This window comes from Massilia sp. Mn16-1_5, assembly GCF_004798585.1.
Classification (GTDB): Bacteria; Pseudomonadota; Gammaproteobacteria; order Burkholderiales; family Burkholderiaceae_D; genus Telluria.
The window spans coordinates 325,915-346,025 of record NZ_PPXQ01000003.1 but is presented as its reverse complement, the minus strand read 5'-3'; the positions used below and the strand labels follow the sequence as shown (position 1 = coordinate 346,025).

The 20,111-nt window shown below is 62.1% G+C and carries 14 protein-coding genes and 1 pseudogene; 13 read left to right on the top strand and 2 right to left on the bottom strand.

The genetic code is table 11. The features are described from left to right. Window positions 1-154 precede the first annotated feature (154 nt). Together C2862_RS05325 and C2862_RS05320 are read right to left on the bottom strand one after the other, a co-directional pair. Window positions 155-2,689, bottom strand: a complete 2,535-nt coding sequence (locus C2862_RS05325; protein WP_136219062.1) for an ABC transporter permease — start codon at window positions 2,687-2,689, stop codon at window positions 155-157. Between the two features lie 12 nt (window positions 2,690-2,701). Beyond that, complete coding sequence (locus C2862_RS05320) at window positions 2,702-3,709, bottom strand: adenosine deaminase (protein ID WP_136219061.1); 1,008 nt, start codon at window positions 3,707-3,709, stop codon at window positions 2,702-2,704. Between the two features lie 644 nt (window positions 3,710-4,353). Here C2862_RS05320 and C2862_RS05315 point away from each other — a divergent pair. The 13 genes and pseudogenes from C2862_RS05315 to C2862_RS05255 form a co-directional block, all read left to right on the top strand. Continuing rightward, window positions 4,354-6,276, top strand: a complete 1,923-nt coding sequence (locus C2862_RS05315) for a PrkA family serine protein kinase (protein ID WP_136219060.1) — start codon at window positions 4,354-4,356, stop codon at window positions 6,274-6,276. 161 nt (window positions 6,277-6,437) lie between these two features. Then, the gene (locus tag C2862_RS05310) at window positions 6,438-7,709 is read left to right on the top strand and encodes a YeaH/YhbH family protein (RefSeq protein ID WP_136219059.1); all 1,272 of its coding nucleotides are present in this window, start codon (window positions 6,438-6,440) and stop codon (window positions 7,707-7,709) included. A gap of 15 nt (window positions 7,710-7,724) precedes the next feature. Next, window positions 7,725-9,251 (top strand): SpoVR family protein, encoded by a 1,527-nt coding sequence (locus C2862_RS05305; RefSeq protein WP_136219058.1) that lies wholly within the window; start codon window positions 7,725-7,727, stop codon window positions 9,249-9,251. A gap of 543 nt (window positions 9,252-9,794) precedes the next feature. After that, entirely contained in the window at window positions 9,795-10,457 is a 663-nt protein-coding gene (locus C2862_RS05300; RefSeq protein WP_136219057.1) for an energy transducer TonB, read from the top strand. Window positions 10,458-10,541: 84 nt separating this feature from the next. Then, window positions 10,542-11,474 (top strand): MotA/TolQ/ExbB proton channel family protein, encoded by a 933-nt coding sequence (locus C2862_RS05295; RefSeq protein ID WP_229467295.1) that lies wholly within the window; start codon window positions 10,542-10,544, stop codon window positions 11,472-11,474. A 3-nt stretch (window positions 11,475-11,477) separates the two neighbouring features. Then, window positions 11,478-11,906 (top strand): biopolymer transporter ExbD, encoded by a 429-nt coding sequence (locus tag C2862_RS05290; protein WP_136219056.1) that lies wholly within the window; start codon window positions 11,478-11,480, stop codon window positions 11,904-11,906. 73 nt (window positions 11,907-11,979) lie between these two features. Then, window positions 11,980-12,411, top strand: coding sequence for a biopolymer transporter ExbD (locus C2862_RS05285; protein WP_210735887.1), 432 nt, complete (start codon window positions 11,980-11,982; stop codon window positions 12,409-12,411). A gap of 70 nt (window positions 12,412-12,481) precedes the next feature. Further along, window positions 12,482-13,711 (top strand): hypothetical protein, encoded by a 1,230-nt coding sequence (locus C2862_RS05280; protein ID WP_136219054.1) that lies wholly within the window; start codon window positions 12,482-12,484, stop codon window positions 13,709-13,711. A gap of 205 nt (window positions 13,712-13,916) precedes the next feature. Continuing rightward, window positions 13,917-14,927 carry a bifunctional riboflavin kinase/FAD synthetase gene (locus tag C2862_RS05275; protein WP_136219053.1) on the top strand — a complete coding sequence of 337 codons (1,011 nt, stop codon included), beginning with the start codon at window positions 13,917-13,919 and terminating at the stop codon, window positions 14,925-14,927. A gap of 81 nt (window positions 14,928-15,008) precedes the next feature. Next, window positions 15,009-17,918, top strand: a complete 2,910-nt coding sequence (ileS, locus tag C2862_RS05270) for an isoleucine--tRNA ligase (RefSeq protein WP_136219052.1) — start codon at window positions 15,009-15,011, stop codon at window positions 17,916-17,918. Between the two features lie 68 nt (window positions 17,919-17,986). After that, complete coding sequence (gene lspA / locus C2862_RS05265) at window positions 17,987-18,505, top strand: signal peptidase II (protein WP_136219051.1); 519 nt, start codon at window positions 17,987-17,989, stop codon at window positions 18,503-18,505. Between the two features lie 20 nt (window positions 18,506-18,525). Beyond that, a complete protein-coding gene (coaBC, locus tag C2862_RS05260) occupies window positions 18,526-19,746 on the top strand; it encodes a bifunctional phosphopantothenoylcysteine decarboxylase/phosphopantothenate--cysteine ligase CoaBC (protein ID WP_136219077.1) in 1,221 nt (406 codons plus the stop codon). 19 nt (window positions 19,747-19,765) lie between these two features. Next, window positions 19,766-20,014, top strand: a pseudogene (locus C2862_RS05255) (dUTP diphosphatase); the annotation flags it as partial. Window positions 20,015-20,111: the final 97 nt, after the last annotated feature.

Below are 20,111 nucleotides of genomic sequence, written 5' to 3'. Positions count from 1 at the left end.
TGGTGTGGGAACGAGGTGAAGGGCTTGATCTACCTTCCAAGGTCGAGCCTTAAGGGTGGGCCCAAGCTGGTCTTCACCTCTGCTGGTGATAGCTAACCACCAACTCGATCAAGATACAAGGGTGGGCATGCCCACGCGTGAAGCTTGAATTGTGTTACCCCGCTTCCCGCAGCGTCTGCAAAGGCGGCTGCCTCAACACGCTGCGCAGCCCCAGCCAGCCGCCCACCAGCGCACACATGGCGCCGACCACGCCCCCGGCCAGCCACACGCCCGGCTCGAAGGTCCACGGGAACTTGAACTGGTAAGTCGCCAGCGCCCAGCCCAGCAGCGCCGCACCGGAGGCCGCCAGCAATCCCGCCAGGCCGCCGACCAGCACGAACTCGATGCGCTGCGCCTGCGCCAGCTGGCTGCGCGTCGCGCCCAGCGCCCGCAGCAGGCCCGCTTCGCGGGTGCGCTCCGAGGTCGAACCCATCAGCGCCGCGTACAGCACCAGCACGCCCGATGCCAGCGTGAACAGGAACAGGAATTCGACCGCGACGACGACCTGGTCGACCACTTCCTGCACCTGGCGGATGATGCCGCTGACGTCGATCACGGTGAGGTTCGGATAGGCCCGCGCCAGCGTGTTGGCCAGCTGCGCGCCCTCTTGCGGCAAATGGAAGGCGGTCATGTAAGTGGCCGGCGCGTTCGCCATCGCTGCCGGGTTGATGATGACGAAGAAGTTGGCACGCATCGAGCCCCATTCCAGCTTGCGCAGGCTGGTGATCTTGGCATCGACGACGATGCCGGCCATGTCGAAGCGCATGACGTCGCCCAGCTTGAGGCCCAATGTCTTCGCGATGCCCTGCTCCACCGAGGCTTCCGAGACACCCGGCCCATCCGCGTACCACTTGCCGGCGACGATGTCGTTGCCTTCCGGTGCGCTCGTCATGGTCGACAGGTTGAATTCGCGGTTCGCCAGGCGCTGTGCATTGTCGGTCGCGTATGTCGTGGGCGTGATCGCCTTGCCGTTCACCGCCGTCAGGCGGCCGCGGATCATCGGGTACAGCACCGGCTGGTCGACGCCGGCGGCGGCGATGCGGCGCGCCACATCCTCCTTCTGGTCGGGCAGGACGTTGATGATGAAGCGGTTTGGCGCATTCTCCGGCGTGGCGCGCTGCCAGGCCGCGACCAGGTCGCCGCGCACCACGGTCAGCAACAGCAGGGCCATCAGCCCGAGCGCCAGCGAGACCACCTGCACGATGGTGGCGCCCGGACGGCGCTGCAGCGAGGTGATCGCAAAGCGCCAGCCCTGGTGCTGCGAGACGCCGCGCAGGCGCCGCAGCCCTTTCAAGGCCAGCCAGGCGACCAGCGCAAAGACCGCGAAGCCGCCGAGGAAGCCGCCCGCCGTCAGCAAGGCCAGTTTCGGATCGCCGGCTTGCCACAGCAGCAGCAGGACGAATACGCCGATGCCCAGTCCATAGGTGGCCAGCGCCATCGGCTGCGGCGCCGCCTGCTCGCGCCGGATCACGCGATTGTGCGGCACGTTGCGCAATTGGAGGACGGGCGGCAGTGCGAAACCGACCAGCAGCATCATCCCGGTCGCGATGCCCTGCAGGGCCGGCAACGGGGAGACCGGCGGCAGGTCCGCCGGCAGCAAGGTCCCGATCAGTTTCAGCAGCACGAAGTGGGCGCCGAAGCCGACCAGCACGCCGATGATGCTGCCCGCCAGGCCCACGATGGCGAATTCGATCAGGTACATCATGCCGACGCCGTTCTGGGTCATGCCCAGGCAGCGCAGCATGGCGCATGCATCCAGGTGGCGCTGCATGAAACGGCGCGCCGCCATTGCCACGGCCACCGCCGCCAGCATGGCCGAGAGCAGGCCGACGAGGGACAGGAAGCGGTCCGCGCGGTCGAGCGTGGCCTGCATCTCGGGGCGCCCGTTCTCGATCGATTCGATGCGTACGCCTTTCACGTTGTCCTGCGCGATGCGCGCGCGCAGCCAGGCCTCGAAATCGCGCACCCGTGCGAGATCGTTGTTCGAGGGCGCCGCCACCAGCAGCTTATAAGTCACGCGCGCAAAATCGTCGACCAGGCCGGTGGACTTCAGGTCGGACAAGGACAACATCACGCGCGGCGCGAAGTTGGCAAACGAGGCGCCGCGGTCCGGTTCGGCCGCGACCAGCTGGGCGATCGTGAAAGTGCGTTCGCCCACCTGCAGCGGATCGCCGACCTTGACGTTCAGGGCCGGCAGCAAATTCGCGTCGACCCAGACCGTGCCGGGCGCCGGAATCGAAGCGGCCGCCGTGCCGCGCGCCGCGCTGGCCTGGTCCGGATCGGTCGTGATGCGCAGGACGCCACGCAGCGGATAGCCGGGCGAGACGGCCTTGATCGAGGCCAGCTGGGCGCGCGAGTTCTCGCCCTCCCCGCCCTGGGCCATGCTGGGGAAGATGACGGTATCGGCCAGCAGCAGGCCGCGCCGCGCCGCTTCCTGGCGCCAGGCGGGCGGCACCGGATTGTCGGCATTCACCAGCAGGTCGGCGCCGAGCAGCTGGTTGGCATCGCGCGCCAGTCCCGCGCGCATGCGGTCGACGAAGAAGCCGACCGAGGACAGTGCCGAGACGGCGACGATCAGCGCCACCAACAAGAAGCGCAGCTCGCCCGCGCGCCAGTCGCGCGCGGTCATGCGGAGGGACTGGAGCAGCATGGGCAGCTTTCCTTAACGTGCGCCGAAGAAGGCGTCGACCTCGGCCAGGAAGCCGCGCTTCTGCTCGGGCCCGAGGAAGGCCGCCTCGAAGGAGTTGCGGGCCAGCTGGCGCGCATGCGACGCGTCCAGCGGCAAGGCCTCGAAGGCGGCGATGAAGTTATCGTTCATGTAGCCGCCGAAATAGGCGGGATCGTCCGAGTTGACGGTAGCCGCCAGCCCCTTGTCGAGCAGGGTGCGCAGGTTGTGCGAACCCATCACGTCGAAGACGCGCAGCTTGATGTTCGACAGCGGGCAGACGGTCAGCGCCATGTGCTCGCGCACCAGGCGCTCGACCAGTTCCGGGCTTTCCAGGCAGCGCACGCCATGGTCGATGCGTTCGACGTTGAGGACGTCGAGCGCGCTCTCGATATAGGCGGGCGGGCCCTCTTCGCCCGCATGCGCGACCAGGCGCAGGCCGAGCTGGCGCGCGCGCTCGAATACGCGTGCGAATTTTTCCGGCGGATGGCCGACCTCCGAGGAATCGAGGCCGACACCGATGAACTTGTCGCGGTAGGGCAGCGCTTCGTCGAGCGTGGCCAGGGCTTCTTCTTCGGACAGGTGGCGCAGGAAGCACATGATCAGGGACGCGCTGATCGGACCATCCTGGCAGGCGCGCCAGATGCCGTTGATGACGGTCTCGAAGGGCACGCCGCGCGCGGTATGGGTTTGCGGATCGAAGAAGATTTCGGCATGCCGGACATTGTCGGCAGCGGCGCGCTTCAGGTAAGCCGCCGTCATGTCATAGAAGTCCTGCTCGTGCAGCAGCACGCTGGCGCCGGCGTAATAAATGTCGAGGAAAGACTGCAAATCCGAAAAAGCGTAGGCCTGGCGCAACGCTTCGACCGATGGATAAGCTAGCGTTACGCCGTTCCTTTGCGCTAGCGCAAAGATCAGTTCCGGCTCGAGCGAGCCCTCGATATGGATGTGCAATTCGGCCTTCGGCATCTGTTCGATGGTCCGGCGCAGCTGCTCGTTCAGCATGGATGTTCTCCGTCAAGACGGTTTTTTGGGGCAAGATCGACAAGTGTACCGCATGCCGCCGCGCCTTACTTTTCATTGGAAGAGAGCCCGAAAAACGGCGTGTTTGGCGTGCGCCACCGGCCGGCCAGTTCGTGCACTATCGGACCAGGGCTTTTGTCACCCCAGCAGTAAAGACTGCTGGAAATAGCCATACGGTATGCATAGAACGTGTATTGCAGCCGACGCCTTATGCGCTTTCCAAATACACTCAGAAGCTATTGTTTTTCGTTAATAATCAGATACTTACAGTTGTTACATCCACGAGAACGATAGTGCTTTGACTTCGAGAACTAATAGGCACATAATAAATTTCAGAAACATAAAAAGACCCTTCATCCACGGGACACCCGGCCACAAGCCGGCTCAAAAAAGAACAATCCGCCTGAGCCGCCGCGCACGTCGCGTCGCTACCAGGACGACCCGCCTAACGGGTGGAACTTCGCGAAGCCGTCGCGAACGGATTTCGGCCATGCCCCCTGGTCGATCCGGCGCGCAGCAGGTCTAACGAAGTATCCGTACAACGCCAAGAAAATACCGGGCTTGGGCAGCGGCATACGCCGTCTGTCGTGACAGTGATCGTTGTTAGCAAACTAAAGGACATGCACATGACCATTTTTGACAACTACGCAGCCCGTTACGAGCGTACCCGCGAAGAAGAATATTCCCTGTCCGAATATCTTGCCCTCTGCAAGAAAGACCCGCTGACCTATGCGAGCGCGCCGGAGCGCATGCTTGCGGCGATCGGCGAGCCGCAGCTCGTCGATACCCGGCTCGATCCGCGCATGTCGCGCATCTTCGCCAACAAGGTCATCAAGATCTACCCGGCCTTCCGCGAGTTCTATGGCATGGAAGAGGTGATCGAGCAAGTCGTCTCCTACTTCCGCCATGCGGCGCAAGGCCTGGAAGAACGCAAGCAGATCCTCTATCTGCTGGGACCGGTGGGCGGCGGCAAGTCGTCGATCGCCGAGAAGCTGAAACACCTGATGGAGCAAGTCCCCTTCTACGCGATCAAGGGTTCGCCCGTGAACGAATCGCCGCTGGGCCTCTTCAACGAGGAAGAGGACGGCGTCATCCTGGAAGAAGACTACGGTATTCCACGCCGCTACCTGCGCTCGATCCCGAGTCCGTGGGCGGTCAAGCGCCTGCACGAATTCGGCGGCGACATCAACAAGTTCCGCGTCGTCAAGCGCTATCCCTCGATCCTGAAGCAGGTCGCCATCTCGAAGACCGAGCCGGGCGACGAGAACAACCAGGACATTTCCTCGCTGGTCGGCAAGGTCGACATCCGCAAGCTCGAGGATTATTCGCAGGACGATCCGGACGCCTACAGCTACTCCGGCGGCCTGTGCCTGGCGAACCAAGGCCTGATGGAATTCGTCGAGATGTTCAAGGCGCCGATCAAGGTGCTGCACCCGCTGCTGACCGCGACCCAGGAAGGCAACTACAAGGGTACCGAAGGCTTCGGCGCGATTCCCTTCGAAGGCATCATCCTGGCACACTCGAACGAGTCAGAGTGGAAGAGCTTCCGCAACAACCGCAACAACGAGGCTTTCCTCGACCGGATCTATATCGTGAAGGTTCCCTACTGCCTGCGCATTTCCGATGAGATCAAGATTTACGATAAGTTGATCCGCAACTCCTCGCTCGAGAAGGCGCCTTGCGCGCCCGGCACGCTGCGCATGATGGCGCAGTTCGCGATCCTGTCGCGTTTAAAAGATCCGGAGAATTCGAGCGTCTACTCGAAGATGCTGGTCTACGACGGCGAGAACCTGAAGGACACCGATCCGAAGGCCAAGTCGCTGCACGAATACGTCGACTATGCAGGCGTGGACGAAGGCATGAACGGCCTGTCGACGCGCTTCGCCTTCAAGATTTTGTCGAAGGTCTTCAACTTCGACAACACCGAAGTGGCCGCCAATCCGGTACACCTGCTGTATGTGCTGGAACAGCAGATCGAGCGCGAGCAGTTCCCGCCTGAACTCGAGCAGCGTTACCACTCCTATATCAAGGAGCACCTGGCGCAGCGCTACGTCGATTTCATCGGCAAGGAAATCCAGACCGCCTACCTGGAGAGCTATTCGGAATACGGCCAGAACATTTTCGACCGCTACGTTACCTTTGCCGACTTCTGGATCCAGGACCAGGAATTCCGCGATCCGGATACCGGCGAAAGTTTTGATCGCGAATCGCTCAACGCCGAGCTGGAAAAGATCGAGAAACCGGCCGGGATTTCGAATCCGAAGGATTTCCGCAACGAGATCGTCAACTTCGGCTTGCGCGCCCGGGCAACGAACGGCGGCAAGAATCCGGCCTGGACCAGCTACGAAAAGTTCCGCACCGTCATCGAGAAAAAAATGTTCTCGAATACGGAGGAACTTCTGCCGGTCATTTCGTTCAATGCGAAGGCCAGTGCGGAAGACGCGACGAAGCACGCCGACTTCGTCAACCGCATGGTCGAGAAAGGCTATACGGCCAAGCAGGTGCGGCTCCTGTGCGAATGGTATCTGCGTGTGAGGAAGTCGTCGTAAGAAAAAGTCGGCGATGCAGGGCAGCGGCTGCCCGCTGCCCGCCTCTGACGCATATTTGACTCCCCTGTCAGGCGTGCGCACCCCGCTTATGCACGCTGCGTATTAAGATAGGGGGACCGTGGCAGCTGGCGGTCCGCTGCGGTTTTTACAGGAGGCATGTTTTGACTTACCTCATCGACCGACGCTTGCAGGGCAAGAACAAGTCCGCGGTGAACCGCGAACGCTTCCTGCGCCGCTACAAGGCGCAAATCAAGGACGCGGTCGGCCGTGCGATCAAGGGCCGCTCGATCACCGACATCGAGAACGGCGAGAAAGTCTCGATCCCCGTCAAGGACGTCAACGAACCGCACTTCGGCCATGCCCATGGCGGCGTGTGGGAAACCGTCAACCCCGGCAATACCGAATACCAGAAAGGCGACCAGTTCAACCGGCCGCGCAGCGGCGGCGGCGGTTCCGGCCGCGGCCGCGCAGGCAACAGCGAACAGACCACGGAAGACGATTTCATCTTCGAGCTCTCGCGCGAAGAATTCATGAATTATTTCTTCGAAGATCTCGAGCTGCCGAACATGGTCAAGACGCAGCTGACCCAGACCATCGATTTCAAGACCCAGCGCGCCGGCTACAACGTCTCCGGCACGCCGTCCAACATCCACGTGCTGCGCTCGCTGCGCGGTGCGCTTGGCCGGCGCATCGCGGTTGGTGGACCGAGCCGGCGCCAGGCTAATGCCCTGCAGGAAGAACTGGATGAGCTGGCCGAGGCCGAAGTGCCCGAAGACGACCCGCGCATCCTCGAGCTGAAGAAGAAGATCCACCATCTGCACACGCGCATCAACGCGATCCCCTTCATCGATCCGTTCGACCTGCGCTACAGCAACCGCATCAAGGTGCCGAAGCCCAGCACCCAGGCCGTGATGTTCTGCATCATGGACGTCTCCGGCTCGATGGACGAAACCCGCAAGGACACCGCGAAGCGCTTCTTCATCCTGCTGTATTTATTCCTCAAGCGCGTCTACGAACGCATCGACGTGGTCTTCATCCGCCACCACACGGCCGCGGCCGAAGTCGACGAGGACGAATTCTTCCACTCGCGCGAGTCCGGCGGCACCGTCGTCTCGTCCGCCCTGCACCTGCTGCAAAAGGTGATCGCCGACCGCTATTCGAGTTCCGACTGGAACGCCTATGTGGCCCAGGCCTCGGACGGCGACAACTGGGACAACGACTCGGTGCTGTGCAAGCAATTGCTCGATACCGGGATCATGCCCAAGGTCCAGTACTACACCTACGTCGAAATCACCGACGGGCCGCCGCAGAACCTGTGGGAGCAATACACCGAAGTGGCCGCGCACCACCCCAACTTCGCGATGCAGAAGATCGTGACGCCGGCCGACATCTACCCCGTCTTCCGCGAGCTGTTCAAGAAGCAGCCCAAGTAAAAACAGAGGTACCCCATGCCAGACGACCTCATCAAGAATCCCCGAGCGCTGCCCGAACAGTCGGAGTGGACCTTCGACCTGATCGAGCAGGCACACGAGGAAATCCGCCGCGTGGCCAGGAAGTTCGGCCTCGACACCTACCCCAACCAGCTCGAGATCATCACCGCCGAGCAGATGATGGATGCCTACACCTCGGTCGGCATGCCGGTGTCCTATAACCACTGGTCCTTCGGCAAGCACTTCCTGTCGACCGAGAAGAGTTATAAACGCGGCCAGATGGGCCTGGCCTACGAGATCGTCATCAACTCGAATCCCTGCATTGCCTATCTCATGGAGGAAAACAGCCTGACGATGCAGGCGCTGGTGATCGCCCATGCCGCCTATGGCCACAACTCCTTCTTCAAGGGGAACTACCTGTTCCGCACCTGGACCGACGCCGAGGCGATCGTCGACTACATGGTGTTTGCCAAGAATTACATCGCCGAATGCGAACAGCGCTACGGCATCGATGCCGTCGAGGACCTGCTCGACTCCTGCCATGCGATCCAGAATTACGGGGTCGACCGCTATAAACGTCCGGCGAAACTGTCGGTGGCGCAGGAAGCGGCGCGCCAGAAGGAGCGCGAGGAATATGCCCAGTCCCAGGTGAATGCCCTGTGGCGCACGGTGCCGCGGCGCGAGGAAGAAGAGCGCGACGCCCCGCCGCCGCGCTTCCCGCCCGAGCCCGAAGAAAACCTGCTCTACTTTATAGAGAAGTATGCGCCGCTGCTCGAACCCTGGCAGCGCGAGCTGGTACGCATTACACGCAAGATTTCCCAGTATTTCTACCCGCAGCGCCAGACCCAGGTCATGAACGAAGGCTGGGCCACCTTCTGGCACTACACGATTTTGCAGGAACTATATAAAGAGGGGATCGTCGGCGACGGCTTCATGCTCGAATTCCTGCAGAGCCATACGAACGTCGTCTACCAGCCGCCGGCAACCAGCCCCTATTACAGCGGCATCAATCCTTACGCGCTGGGCTTCGCGATGATGACCGACATCCGGCGCATCTGCGAGAACCCGACCGAGGAAGACCGGGCCTGGTTCCCGGACATGGCCGGCAGCGACTGGATCAAGACCCTCGACTTTGCGATGCGTAACTTCAAGGACGAAAGCTTCATCGCCCAGTACCTGTCGCCCAAGCTGATCCGCGACTTCCATTTCTTCGCCGTGCTCGACGACGACCGCAGCGACAAATTGACGATTTCGGCAATCCACGACGAGGCGGGCTACCGGTATGTACGCCAGCAGCTGGCCGAGCAGTACAACATCGGCAACCGCGAGCCCAACATCCAGGTCTGGCAAGTCAATACACGCGACGACCGTGCGCTGACCCTGCGCCATACCCAGTTCCAGCGCCGCCCGCTCAACGGCCAGGCCCAGGAAGTGCTGAAGCACGTGGCCCGGCTCTGGGGTTTCGACGTCCGCCTGGAAACGGTCGACACCAGCGGCCACGTCGTCAGCTTCCTCGACTGCCGGCGCGAGAAGCGCCACCGCTAATCCCGCCAGCCTCTCCTCCAGGCAGCGTTCGCGCAGCCGACCATGTCTGGAGGAAAAATTTCTACTGATGCATGTCAAGACATAGCGACTCTGCGACGTGCCATCACTTCCAGTCATGCCTCCTGCCCCGCAGTCCCTCCATTTCTGTTAGCTGGCGAACGCTCGGGTTTGCTAAAACTGGCTATAGTTTGCAAAAAGCCGAGCATTGCACTATATGATATTTGCCAATTGGCAAATTCGGCGTGCATAATTTGGCAAAAAGCTAGTTCTTTCCAGATCTTCTACAGTTGGATAATATTAAGCTGTAAAGTTGTAATTTTATATAGAGTTCCCCTGCGATTTTTTGCACACCAAGGATGCGTCCGGATGAGCCGTATCCCTTGTTTTTACAGGGGTTTAGGCTCGTTTCGGGGCCTCAAAAATACCTGTGCAAAAAAGAATTCGTAGGTATAATTCGCCGATGTCCCGGATGCGGCCTTGTCATTTCGTCGTGTTTTGTGGGTTTAGTAGCAACAAAAAGAGTTGGTATTGGAGAAAGCAGGCATGAATTTTTCACATGAGAAGGAACCGGGGAAGAATCTCACTGGTATCACCATTGTGGTCCTGTTGCACGTCCTGGTCGCCTGGGGGATCATCAATGGTCTCGGTACGAAGGTGATCTCGAAGGTGCAGGAAGCAGTGGAAACGAAGTTGATCGAAGAGGTGAAACCACCTCCACCACCGGAGACTCCTCCACCGCCGCCGCCGCCGGAAATGAAGGCCCCGCCGCCTCCATTCATCCCGCCGGTCGAGGTCCAGGTGCAGCAACCGCCGCCGCCGCAAAACACCATTGCTGCCGCGACGAACACGCCGCCTCCGACGACCAGTCTGGCTCCGCCGGCACCGCCAGCGCCACCGGCTCCGGCCGCAGCGCCAGCCGGTCCTAGCCGTACCGCTGCAGTTGCTGACTTCAGCACCTGCGCAAAGCCGGAATATCCGAAGTCGTCGGCGCGTAACGAAGAAGAAGGTACGACGACGATTTCGTTCCTGATTGGTGTCGATGGCCGCATGGTCGATTCCAAGATCACGAAATCGAGTGGTTCGCGTGATCTGGACCGCGCAGCACAGACTGCCATCGGCAAGTGCCGCTTCAAACCGGCAATGGTCAACGGTCAGCCTGAACAGGCATGGGTCCCAGTACAGTACGTCTGGTCGCTGGAACAATAACCGAGACAGAAGATCGTCTCACAACTATGATTTTCGTTGTCTTTAGATCAGCGAACTGTCTATTTTTATATTTCTGGAGGAAGCATGTTTAAGAATACCCGTTTGTCCGCTGTACTGGCGGCAGTCCTGTTCTCGGTTACGGCGGCATCGGCCCTGGTCTCGGCACCAGCCTTCGCTGACGCACCGGCAGCAACCGCTCCGGCCGCCGGCGCACCGGCAGACGCAGCAGCCGCTCCGGCCGCTGACGCAGCAGCCGCACCTGCAGCCGAAGGCGCAGCAGCACCAGCTGCCGCTGCTGGCGAAAAAGAAGAAGTCAAGAACCCGTACGGCTTCTCGGCCATGTGGGAAGAAGGCGACTTCGTCAACAAGGGCACCATCATCATCCTGTCGCTGATGTCGATGGGTTCGTGGTACATCATCATCACCAAGCTGATCGACCAGTCGAAGATCATGCGCCAGTCGAAAGAAGTGTCGCAGAAGTTCTGGAAAGCCAACTCGATCGCTGCCGGCTCGGCTCAGCTGAAAGAAGGCTCGCCATTCCGCTTCATCGCTGAAACCGGCACCAAGGCAACCCAGCACCACGACGGCGCCCTGCTCGAGCAGATCGACCTGTCGACCTGGGTGACCATGCAGATCCAGCGCGCCGTGGACCGCGTCCAGTCGCGTCTGCAAGACGGCCTGTCGTTCCTGGCAACCGTCGGTTCGACCTCGCCGTTCATCGGTCTGTTCGGTACCGTCTGGGGCATCTACAACGCACTGACCAACATCGGTATGTCGGGTAACGCATCGATCGACAAGGTCGCCGGTCCTGTGGGTGAAGCACTGATCATGACCGCCTTCGGTCTGTTCGTCGCAGTTCCTGCCGTTCTGGGTTACAACTGGCTGGTCCGCCGCAACAAGTCGGCCATGGAAGACGTTCGTTCGTTCAGCGCCGACGTGCACTCGGTTCTGGTTTCGGGCGCCATGTCGACCTCGGAAGCCGCACGTGCTGCTGCTGGCGCTAAAAAGATTGGATAAATCATGGGTATGAGTGTCGGCTCCGATAGCGGAGATGATGATGCCGTGATGTCAGAGATCAACACGACGCCGCTTGTCGACATCATGTTGGTTCTCCTGATCATCTTCCTGATCACCAGCCCGGTGGTCCTGAAGCTGCAAAATGTGAATCTGCCGGCGGAAACGAACCAGGTCACCAAGACCACGCCGGAAGACATCAACATTACCGTCAATAAAGACGGCGAAATGTACTGGAACCAGCGCCGCATCGCGAACACGGACGAGTTGTTCAAGTTCTTCGCGGAGCAGTCGGTGAAGGTGCCGCAGCCTGCAGTGAAAGTCCGTGGCGACCAGGCTACCCGCTACGAAGCGATCGGTCGGGTGATCTACACGGCACAACGTGCTGGTGTGCAGAAGGTCGGTTTCGTGATCGAACCGCCTGACAAGGGCTAAACACAAGCCCGCGGCGCCGGGATGCATATCCGGCGCCGCACCTTGCACCCCAGTTATTTAAAAAGGAAACACCATGGGTATGAACGTAGGTTCAGGCTCCGCCAAAGGAGCTGATCCGGAACCGATGATGGAAATGAACATGACGCCCTTGATCGACGTTCTGTTGGTCTTGATCATCATGTTGATTATCACGATTCCGAAGCAAAACCACTCGGTCAATCTGAACATGCCGGTCGGCACCCCGCCGCCACAGACTGAAGAGCCGCGCGTCGTTACCATCGACGTCGACTTCGACGGCACCATCCTCTGGGACGGCCAGACGATCCCTGATCGTCCGACGCTGGAAGCGAAGATGAATGAAGTGGCTGCCCAGCCGAACCAGCCGGAAGTGCACCTGCGTCCGAACAAGCTGGTCGAGTACAAGGTGGTTGCCGGTGTCATGGCAACGGCCCAACGTCTCGGCGTCACTAAGATCGGCATGGTCGGTAACGAGCAGTTCCAGTAACCGCACCAGGCTTGACCAACACGGCAGGGTTTCCCTGCCGTGTCCATTTTCAAAGAAGGATTTCTACAGCATGAGCAAATTCCGTCTCGCACACCTCGGCCTCGCACTGGCCGCCCTTGGTTTCACCGCCGCCACCCCAGTCATCGGCCTCGCCCCTGCCCACGCGGCAGAAGCCATGCGTCCTGAAATCGGCAAGCGCCTGCAGGAAGCCCAGGCACTGATGAAGCAGGGTAAGCACAAGGATGCCCTGGCAAAATTGCGCGAAGCGGACAAAGTCTCCGGCAAGACGCCGAATGAAGCCTACCTGATCGACCGCGTGCGTGCCGCGGCAGCCTCGCAGGCTGGCGACTATGGCACCGCAGCCGATGCCTTCGAATCCCTGATCGCGTCGGGCAAGCTGTCGGCATCCGAACGCAGCCAGTTCTCCGAAGGCCTGATCGGCATCTACATGCGCGGCGGCGAACTGAACAAGGCAAACGAAGCCATCCTGCGCCAGCTGAAAAACGGCGACGATCCAAAACTGCGCGGCTACCTGCTGCAGAACTATTACAAGCAGGGCAACACCGCTGCCCTGGAAGCCGAACTGCGCAATGCCGAAAAGGCCGGTCGCATGACCGAAGACCAGCTCGGCATGCTGGCCAACATCCAGCTCAAGAAGAACGACAAGGTCGGCTACGTCAACACCATCGAAAAGCTGGCGGCCAACTACCCGAAAGCCCAGTACTGGAACGACCTGCTGAACCGCGTGCAGGGCAAGCCTGGCTTCTCGGGCCGCCTGTCGGTCGACGTCTATCGCCTGAAGCTGGCGAACAACCTGATGAAGAAGCCGAGCGAGTACATGGAAATGGCCCAGCTCGTCCTGCAAGCCAAGGCTCCGGCTGAAGCCCTGAAGGTCATCGACAAGGGCTACAAGGCCGGCGCCCTGGGCACCGGTCCCGACGCCGCCCGTCACCAGCGCCTGAAGGACCTGGCCGAGAAGACCCTGGCCGAGCAGAACAAGGGCGTCGCCGCCCTGGAAGCCGAATACGCGGCTGCCAAGGACAACGACGGCCTGGTTTCGCTCGGCTACAGCCTGGTGCAGTCGGGCCAGGCCGACAAGGGCCTGAAGATGATGGAAAACGCGATCAAGGCCGGCGGCCTGCGTTATCCGGACGAAGCCAAGCTGCGCCTGGGCGAAGCCTACGCGGCAGCCGGCAAGAAGCAGCAGGCAATCAACACCCTGAAGGGCGTCGCCGGCAAGGAAGGCACCGCCGAACTGGCCCGCTACTGGATCATGGCGATCAACAAGCCACTGGCCTGATAGCTATCCGGCTCTGCAAAACGCCGCCTGTTCTCAGGCGGCGTTTTTTTTGGCCGTTCAACCAAATGCCGGATTACCCACCGGGCATGGCCCGCCCGTCTCTCCGCATTGCAACAAGCCTTTACCGTATAATCAGGGTTTTCGCCCCGCGGCATGGCTCACCACGACATGCGTGGCAGGCTTGCCGGGCACTCTGGAACCATCAATGAAGGTATTTCGCGGACTTCCCAACGACGCAGCGCGCGCACCATGCGCCCTTACCATCGGCAATTTCGATGGTGTCCATCGCGGCCACCAGGCCTTGCTGGCGCGCGTCCGGGCTGCAAGCGAAACGCTGGGACTGGAAGCGGCGGTGATGACCTTCGAACCGCACCCGCGCGAATATTTTGCTCGCCGCAGTGGCGACCTCAGCCGCGCTCCGGCGCGCATCGCCAACCTGCGCGACAAGCTCGAAGACCTGGCCCTGGCCGGCATCGACCGCGTCATCGTCGAACACTTCAACGAACAGTTCGCTTCCATTTCTCCCGAAGATTTCATCGCGCGCGTGCTGGTCGACGGCCTGCACGTGAAATGGCTGATGGTGGGCGACGATTTCTGTTTCGGCGCGAAACGTGCCGGCAATGTCGCCATGCTGATGGAAGCCGGCAAGCGCTACGGCTTCCACGTCGAGACCCTGCCGACCGTACGCGAAGGCGACCAGCGCATCTCCTCGTCCGCCGTGCGCGCTGCGCTCGCGGCGGGCGACCTGCAGGCTACCGGCGCCCTGCTCGGCCACCCGTATGCGATGTCCGGCCACGTGATCCACGGCGCCAAGCTGGGCCGCACACTTGGCTTCCCGACCCTGAACCTGCGCGTCGCGCACCGCCCTGCCCTGCAAGGCATCTTCGTGGTGCAAGTGCACGGACTGGCCGAGCAGCCGCTGCCGGCCGTCGCCAGCCTCGGCGTGCGCCCGACTGTCGAAGACGCCGGCCGCATGCTGCTGGAAGTGCACGTCTTCGACTACGACCGTCCCTGCTACGGCAAGCTGGTGCGCGTCGAGTTCCTGCAAAAACTGCGCGACGAGGAAAAGTATGTCGACCTCGACACGCTCACCGCCGCGATCCACCGCGATGCCGAGCAGGCACGCGCCTGGTTCGCGCGCAACACGCCGCAGCCGCAAGCGCGCGATGGCAGAAGCACCCGCGCCCGCGCCCTGAGCGCCACCGACCGAATTTGACGCGCGACGGCATCGTTCGCCCGCGCGGCTGCGCCTCGACACCGAGCCAGCCACCACTGCATTTCCTTACCGAAGAAATTTATGTCCGAAAACAGCAAACCCGTCCAGAACGCGCCTGCCCAGAAAGCGGCCAAGAAGCCTGAGAATAAGCCAGTGAGCAAATACCCGGTCAACATGACCGATACGCCCTTCCCGATGCGCGGCGACCTCGCCAAGCGCGAACCGGGCTGGGTCAAGCAATGGCAGGACAAGCAGATCTACCACCGTATCCGCAAGGCGGCCAAAGGCCGTCCGAGCTTCGTGCTGCACGACGGTCCCCCGTATGCCAACGGCGACATCCACCTCGGCCACGCCGTGAACAAGATCTTGAAGGACATGGTCGTCAAATCGCGCACCATGGCCGGCTTCGACGCGCCCTATGTGCCGGGCTGGGACTGCCACGGCATGCCGATCGAGATCCAGATCGAAAAACTCTACGGCAAGAACCTGCCGACCGCCGAAGTGCTGCAAAAAGCCCGTGCCTATGCGCTCGAGCAGATCGACCGCCAGCGCGCCGGCTTCATCCGCCTGGGCGTGCTTGGCGAATGGGAAAATCCCTACATGACCATGGCGTACGGTAACGAGGCCGACGAGCTGCGCGCGCTGGGCAAATTGCTCGAGAAGGGCTATGTCTACCGCGGCCTGAAGCCGGTGAACTGGTGCTTCGATTGCGGCTCGGCGCTGGCCGAGGCGGAAGTCGAATACCAGGACAAGCGCGACCCGGCGATCGACGTCGGTTTCAAATTCGCTGAAGAAGAAAAGCTGGCTGCGGCCTTTGGCCTGCCGTCGCTGCCGACCATGAACGGTTTCATCGTGATCTGGACCACGACCCCGTGGACGATCCCGTCGAACCAGGCGCTGAACGTCAACGCCGAGGTCACCTATGCCCTCGTGCAGGCGGAACGCAACGGCGAGCCGCTCCTGCTGATCCTGGCGCAGGACCTGGTCGAATCCTGCCTGCAGCGCTACAAGCTCGAAGGTCAAGTCATCGCCACCACGACGGGCGACAAGCTGGAAGGCATGCGCTTCAAGCACCCGCTGTTTGCCGCCGATCCCTTCTATGACCGCCTGTCGCCGGTTTACCTGGCCGACTACGTCACCACCGACAGCGGTACCGGCGTGGTCCACTCGGCGCCCGCCTACGGCCTGGAAGACTTCATCTCCTGCAAGGCGCACGGCATGAAGGACGACGAGATCCTCAAACCCGTGATGGGCGACGGCCGCTTCGTTTCAAACCTGCCGCTGTTCGGCGGCCTGACGATCTGGGAAGCGTCGAAGCCTATCTGCGCCGCGCTGACCGAAGCCGGCGCCCTGTTCGAACTCAAGATGTTCGACCACAGCTACATGCACTGCTGGCGCCACAAGACCCCGATCGTCTACCGCGCAACCAGCCAGTGGTTCGCCGGCATGGACATCACGCCGAAGGATGGCGGCCCGACCCTGCGCCAGACCGCGCTGGCCGGCATCGAAAAGACCCAGTTCTTCCCGGACTGGGGCCAGGCGCGCCTGCACGGCATGATCGAGAACCGTCCGGACTGGACCCTGTCGCGCCAGCGCCAGTGGGGCGTGCCGATGGCCTTCTTCATCCACAAGGAAACCGGAGAATTGCACCCGCGCACCCCGGAACTGCTGGAGCAGGTCGCCAAGCTGATCGAAGAAAAGGGCATCGACGCCTGGCAGGCGCTCGATCCGCGCGACTTGCTGGGCGATGACGCCGACATCTACGAGAAGAACAAGGACACGCTGGACGTCTGGTTCGACTCCGGCGCCACCCACCAGACCGTGCTGCGCGGCTCGCACGCCCAGCAGTCGACCTTCCCGGCCGACCTGTACCTGGAGGGTTCCGACCAGCACCGCGGCTGGTTCCACTCCTCGCTGCTGACCTCCTCGATGCTGAACGGTACGCCGCCGTACAAGGCGCTGCTGACCCACGGCTTCACCGTCGACGAGAACGGCAAGAAGATGAGTAAATCGTTGGGCAACACCCTGGCGCCGCAGAAGATCTCGGACACCCTCGGTGCCGACATCCTGCGCCTGTGGGTGGCCTCGACCGACTACACGGGCGAGCTGTCGATCGGCGAAGAGATCCTGAAACGGGTGACGGAATCCTACCGCCGCATCCGCAACACGCTGCGCTTCCTGCTGGCGAACACCTCGGACTTCGACCCGGCCAAGCACGCCGTGCCGGTGGCCGAACTGTTCGAGATCGACCGCTATGCGATCGCCTCGATGGCGCAGTTGCAGAAGGACGTCGCTGCCCACTTCGACCGCTACGAGTTCCACCCGGTCGTCGCGCGCCTGCAGAACTACTGCTCGGAAGACCTGGGCGGCTTCTACCTCGACATCCTGAAAGACCGCCTGTACACCACCGGCGTGGATTCGCAGGCGCGCCGCTCGGCCCAGACCGCGCTCTGGCACATCGCCCATGCGCTGCTGCGCGTGATGGCGCCGGTGCTGTCCTTCACCGCCGAGGAAGCCTGGGCCGTGTTCGCGGGCCAGCAAGCCTATGCCGACTCGGACGAGACCATCTTCACGCAGACCCTGTGGACCTTCCCGGAACTGCCGGATGCCGAAGCCCTGCTGGCCAAGTACGCGGCCCTGCGTGAAGTGCGTGCCGACGTGACCAAGCAGCTGGAAGAAGTGCGCGCCTCCGGTGCGATCGGCTCCTCGCTGCAGGCCGAGCTGACGATCAAGGCCGCCGGCGCCAAGCACGATCTGCTGGCGAGCCTGGACGACGACCTGAAATTCGTCTTCATCACCTCGCAGGCCAGCGTCGAGCAGGCCGCCAACGAAGCCGAGGAAGCCGTACAGGTGACGCCGTCGGAAGCGCCGAAGTGCGAGCGCTGCTGGCACTACCGCCGCGACGTCGGCCACAACCACGAGCACCCTGGCCTGTGCGGCCGCTGCGTGAGCAACCTGTTCGGCGCCGGCGAAGCACGCCGCTTCGCGTAAGGACCCGGCAAGCAACCGCCATGTCGCGACCCGGCATGGCGGTTTTTCATATCCAGACCTGACCTCCCATGGCAACCAAGAAAAAACCAACGATTTCCAAGGTCCACAGCAGCGGCGCCGGCATCGGTCCCTGGCTCGGCATCGCCTTTCTCGTGGTCCTGATCGACCAGCTCACCAAGATCACGGTGCAGAAGACCTTCTCCTACGGCGAAACCCTGCCGATCACCAGTTTCTTCAACCTGGTGCTCGTGTATAACCCGGGCGCAGCTTTCTCCTTCCTGGGCGACCAGGGCGGCTGGCAGCGCTGGTTCTTCACCGCGATCGCGGTCGGCGCCATCGGCTTCATCCTCTACCTGATGAAGCGCCATGCCGGCCAGCGCCTGTTTTGCTGGGCCCTGGCCCTGATCCTGGGCGGCGCCGTGGGCAATGTGATCGACCGCGTCGCCTATGGCCACGTGGTCGACTTCCTCGATTTCTACTGGCGCGGCTGGGGCCACTTCCCGGCCTTTAACGTCGCCGACATCGGCATCTCGGTCGGCGCCTTCCTGTTCATCGTCGACGAACTGCGTCGTGTGAACAAGCACTGAGCAAGGAGCTGGACATGAGCATGGACCTGCAAGGTAAGAAAATCGTCCTCGGCCTCTCCGGAGGCGTGGCCTGCTACAAGGCGGCGGAACTGTGCCGCGCACTCATCAAGCAGGGTGCGCAGGTGCAAGTCGTGATGACCGATGCCGCGACCCATTTCATCGGGCCGGTGACCATGCAGGCCCTGTCCGGCAACACCGTCTGGCTCGACCAGTGGGACCCGCGCATGCCCAACAACATGGCGCACATCGACCTCACGCGCGGCGCCGACGCCGTGCTGATCGCGCCCTGTTCGGCCGACTTCATCCGTAAACTCGCGCACGGCGTCTGCGACGACCTGCTTTCGACCCTGTGCCTGGCGCGTCCGCACGGCGTGCCGCTGCTGGTCGCGCCGGCCATGAACGTCGAGATGTGGCAGAACCCGGCCACTCAACGCAATGTCGCTACCCTGCGCCAGGACGGCATTTGCATCTTCGGGCCTGCGGCGGGCGAACAGGCCTGCGGCGAGACAGGCCTGGGCCGCATGCTCGAACCCGAGCAGCTGCTCGAGGAACTGGTCGCCTCCTTCCAGCACAAGATCCTAGCCGGCAAGCGAGTCTTGATCACGGCCGGACCTACTTTCGAGGCGATCGATCCGGTGCGCGGCATCACCAACCTGTCGTCCGGGAAGATGGGCTATGCCATCGCCCGTGCCGCGCGCGAAGCGGGCGCCGAGGTGACGCTGGTGTCGGGCCCGACGGCGCTGGGCACGCCGCACGGCGTGCGCCGCATCGACGTGCTGTCGGCCCAGCAGATGCACGATGCCGTCATGGCCGGCATCGAAGGCCAGCACGTGTTCATCGGCGTCGCCGCGGTGGCCGACTGGCGCGTGGCGAATGCCAGCGAGCAGAAACTGAAAAAGCAGGAAGGCGGCGCCCCGCCCCAGCTCGAATTCGTGCAGAACGCCGACATCCTGGCGTCCGTCGCGGCCACCACCTCGCTGTCGGGCTGGCCTTACTGTGTCGGCTTTGCCGCGGAGTCGGAAAACCTGGTCGAATACGGCGCCGCCAAGCGCGAGCGCAAGGGCATCCCTCTCCTGGTCGGCAACATCGGCCACCACACCTTCGGCCAGGACGAGAATTCGATCGTCCTGTTCGACGAGAACGGCCACACCGTGCTGCCGCGCGCCGACAAGCTGACGCTGGCGCGCCAGCTGGTGTCGGAAATCGGCAAGCGCCTCGAACAGCGCTCCCTACTTACCTGATTTACCCAGACAGCATTACATGAAGACTATCGACGTAAAAATCCTCGACCCGCGCATGAAGGAACTGCTGCCGGCCTACGCCACGCCGGGCAGTGCCGGTCTCGACCTGCGTGCCTGCATCGAGGCGCCGCTGACGATCGAACCGGGCCAGACCGTGCTGGTGCCGACCGGTCTGGCGATCCACGTGGCCGATCCGGGCTATGCGGCCATGATCCTGCCGCGCAGTGGACTCGGCCATAAGAACGGCATTGTTTTGGGCAATCTGGTAGTTACACGTCATTAATGAAGCAGTCTCGATGGTCTCAAGGCCACTGTTTCCTACAACTCTCGAGATAACGAAGTCTCTCCCCTCTCTCCGCATTGAC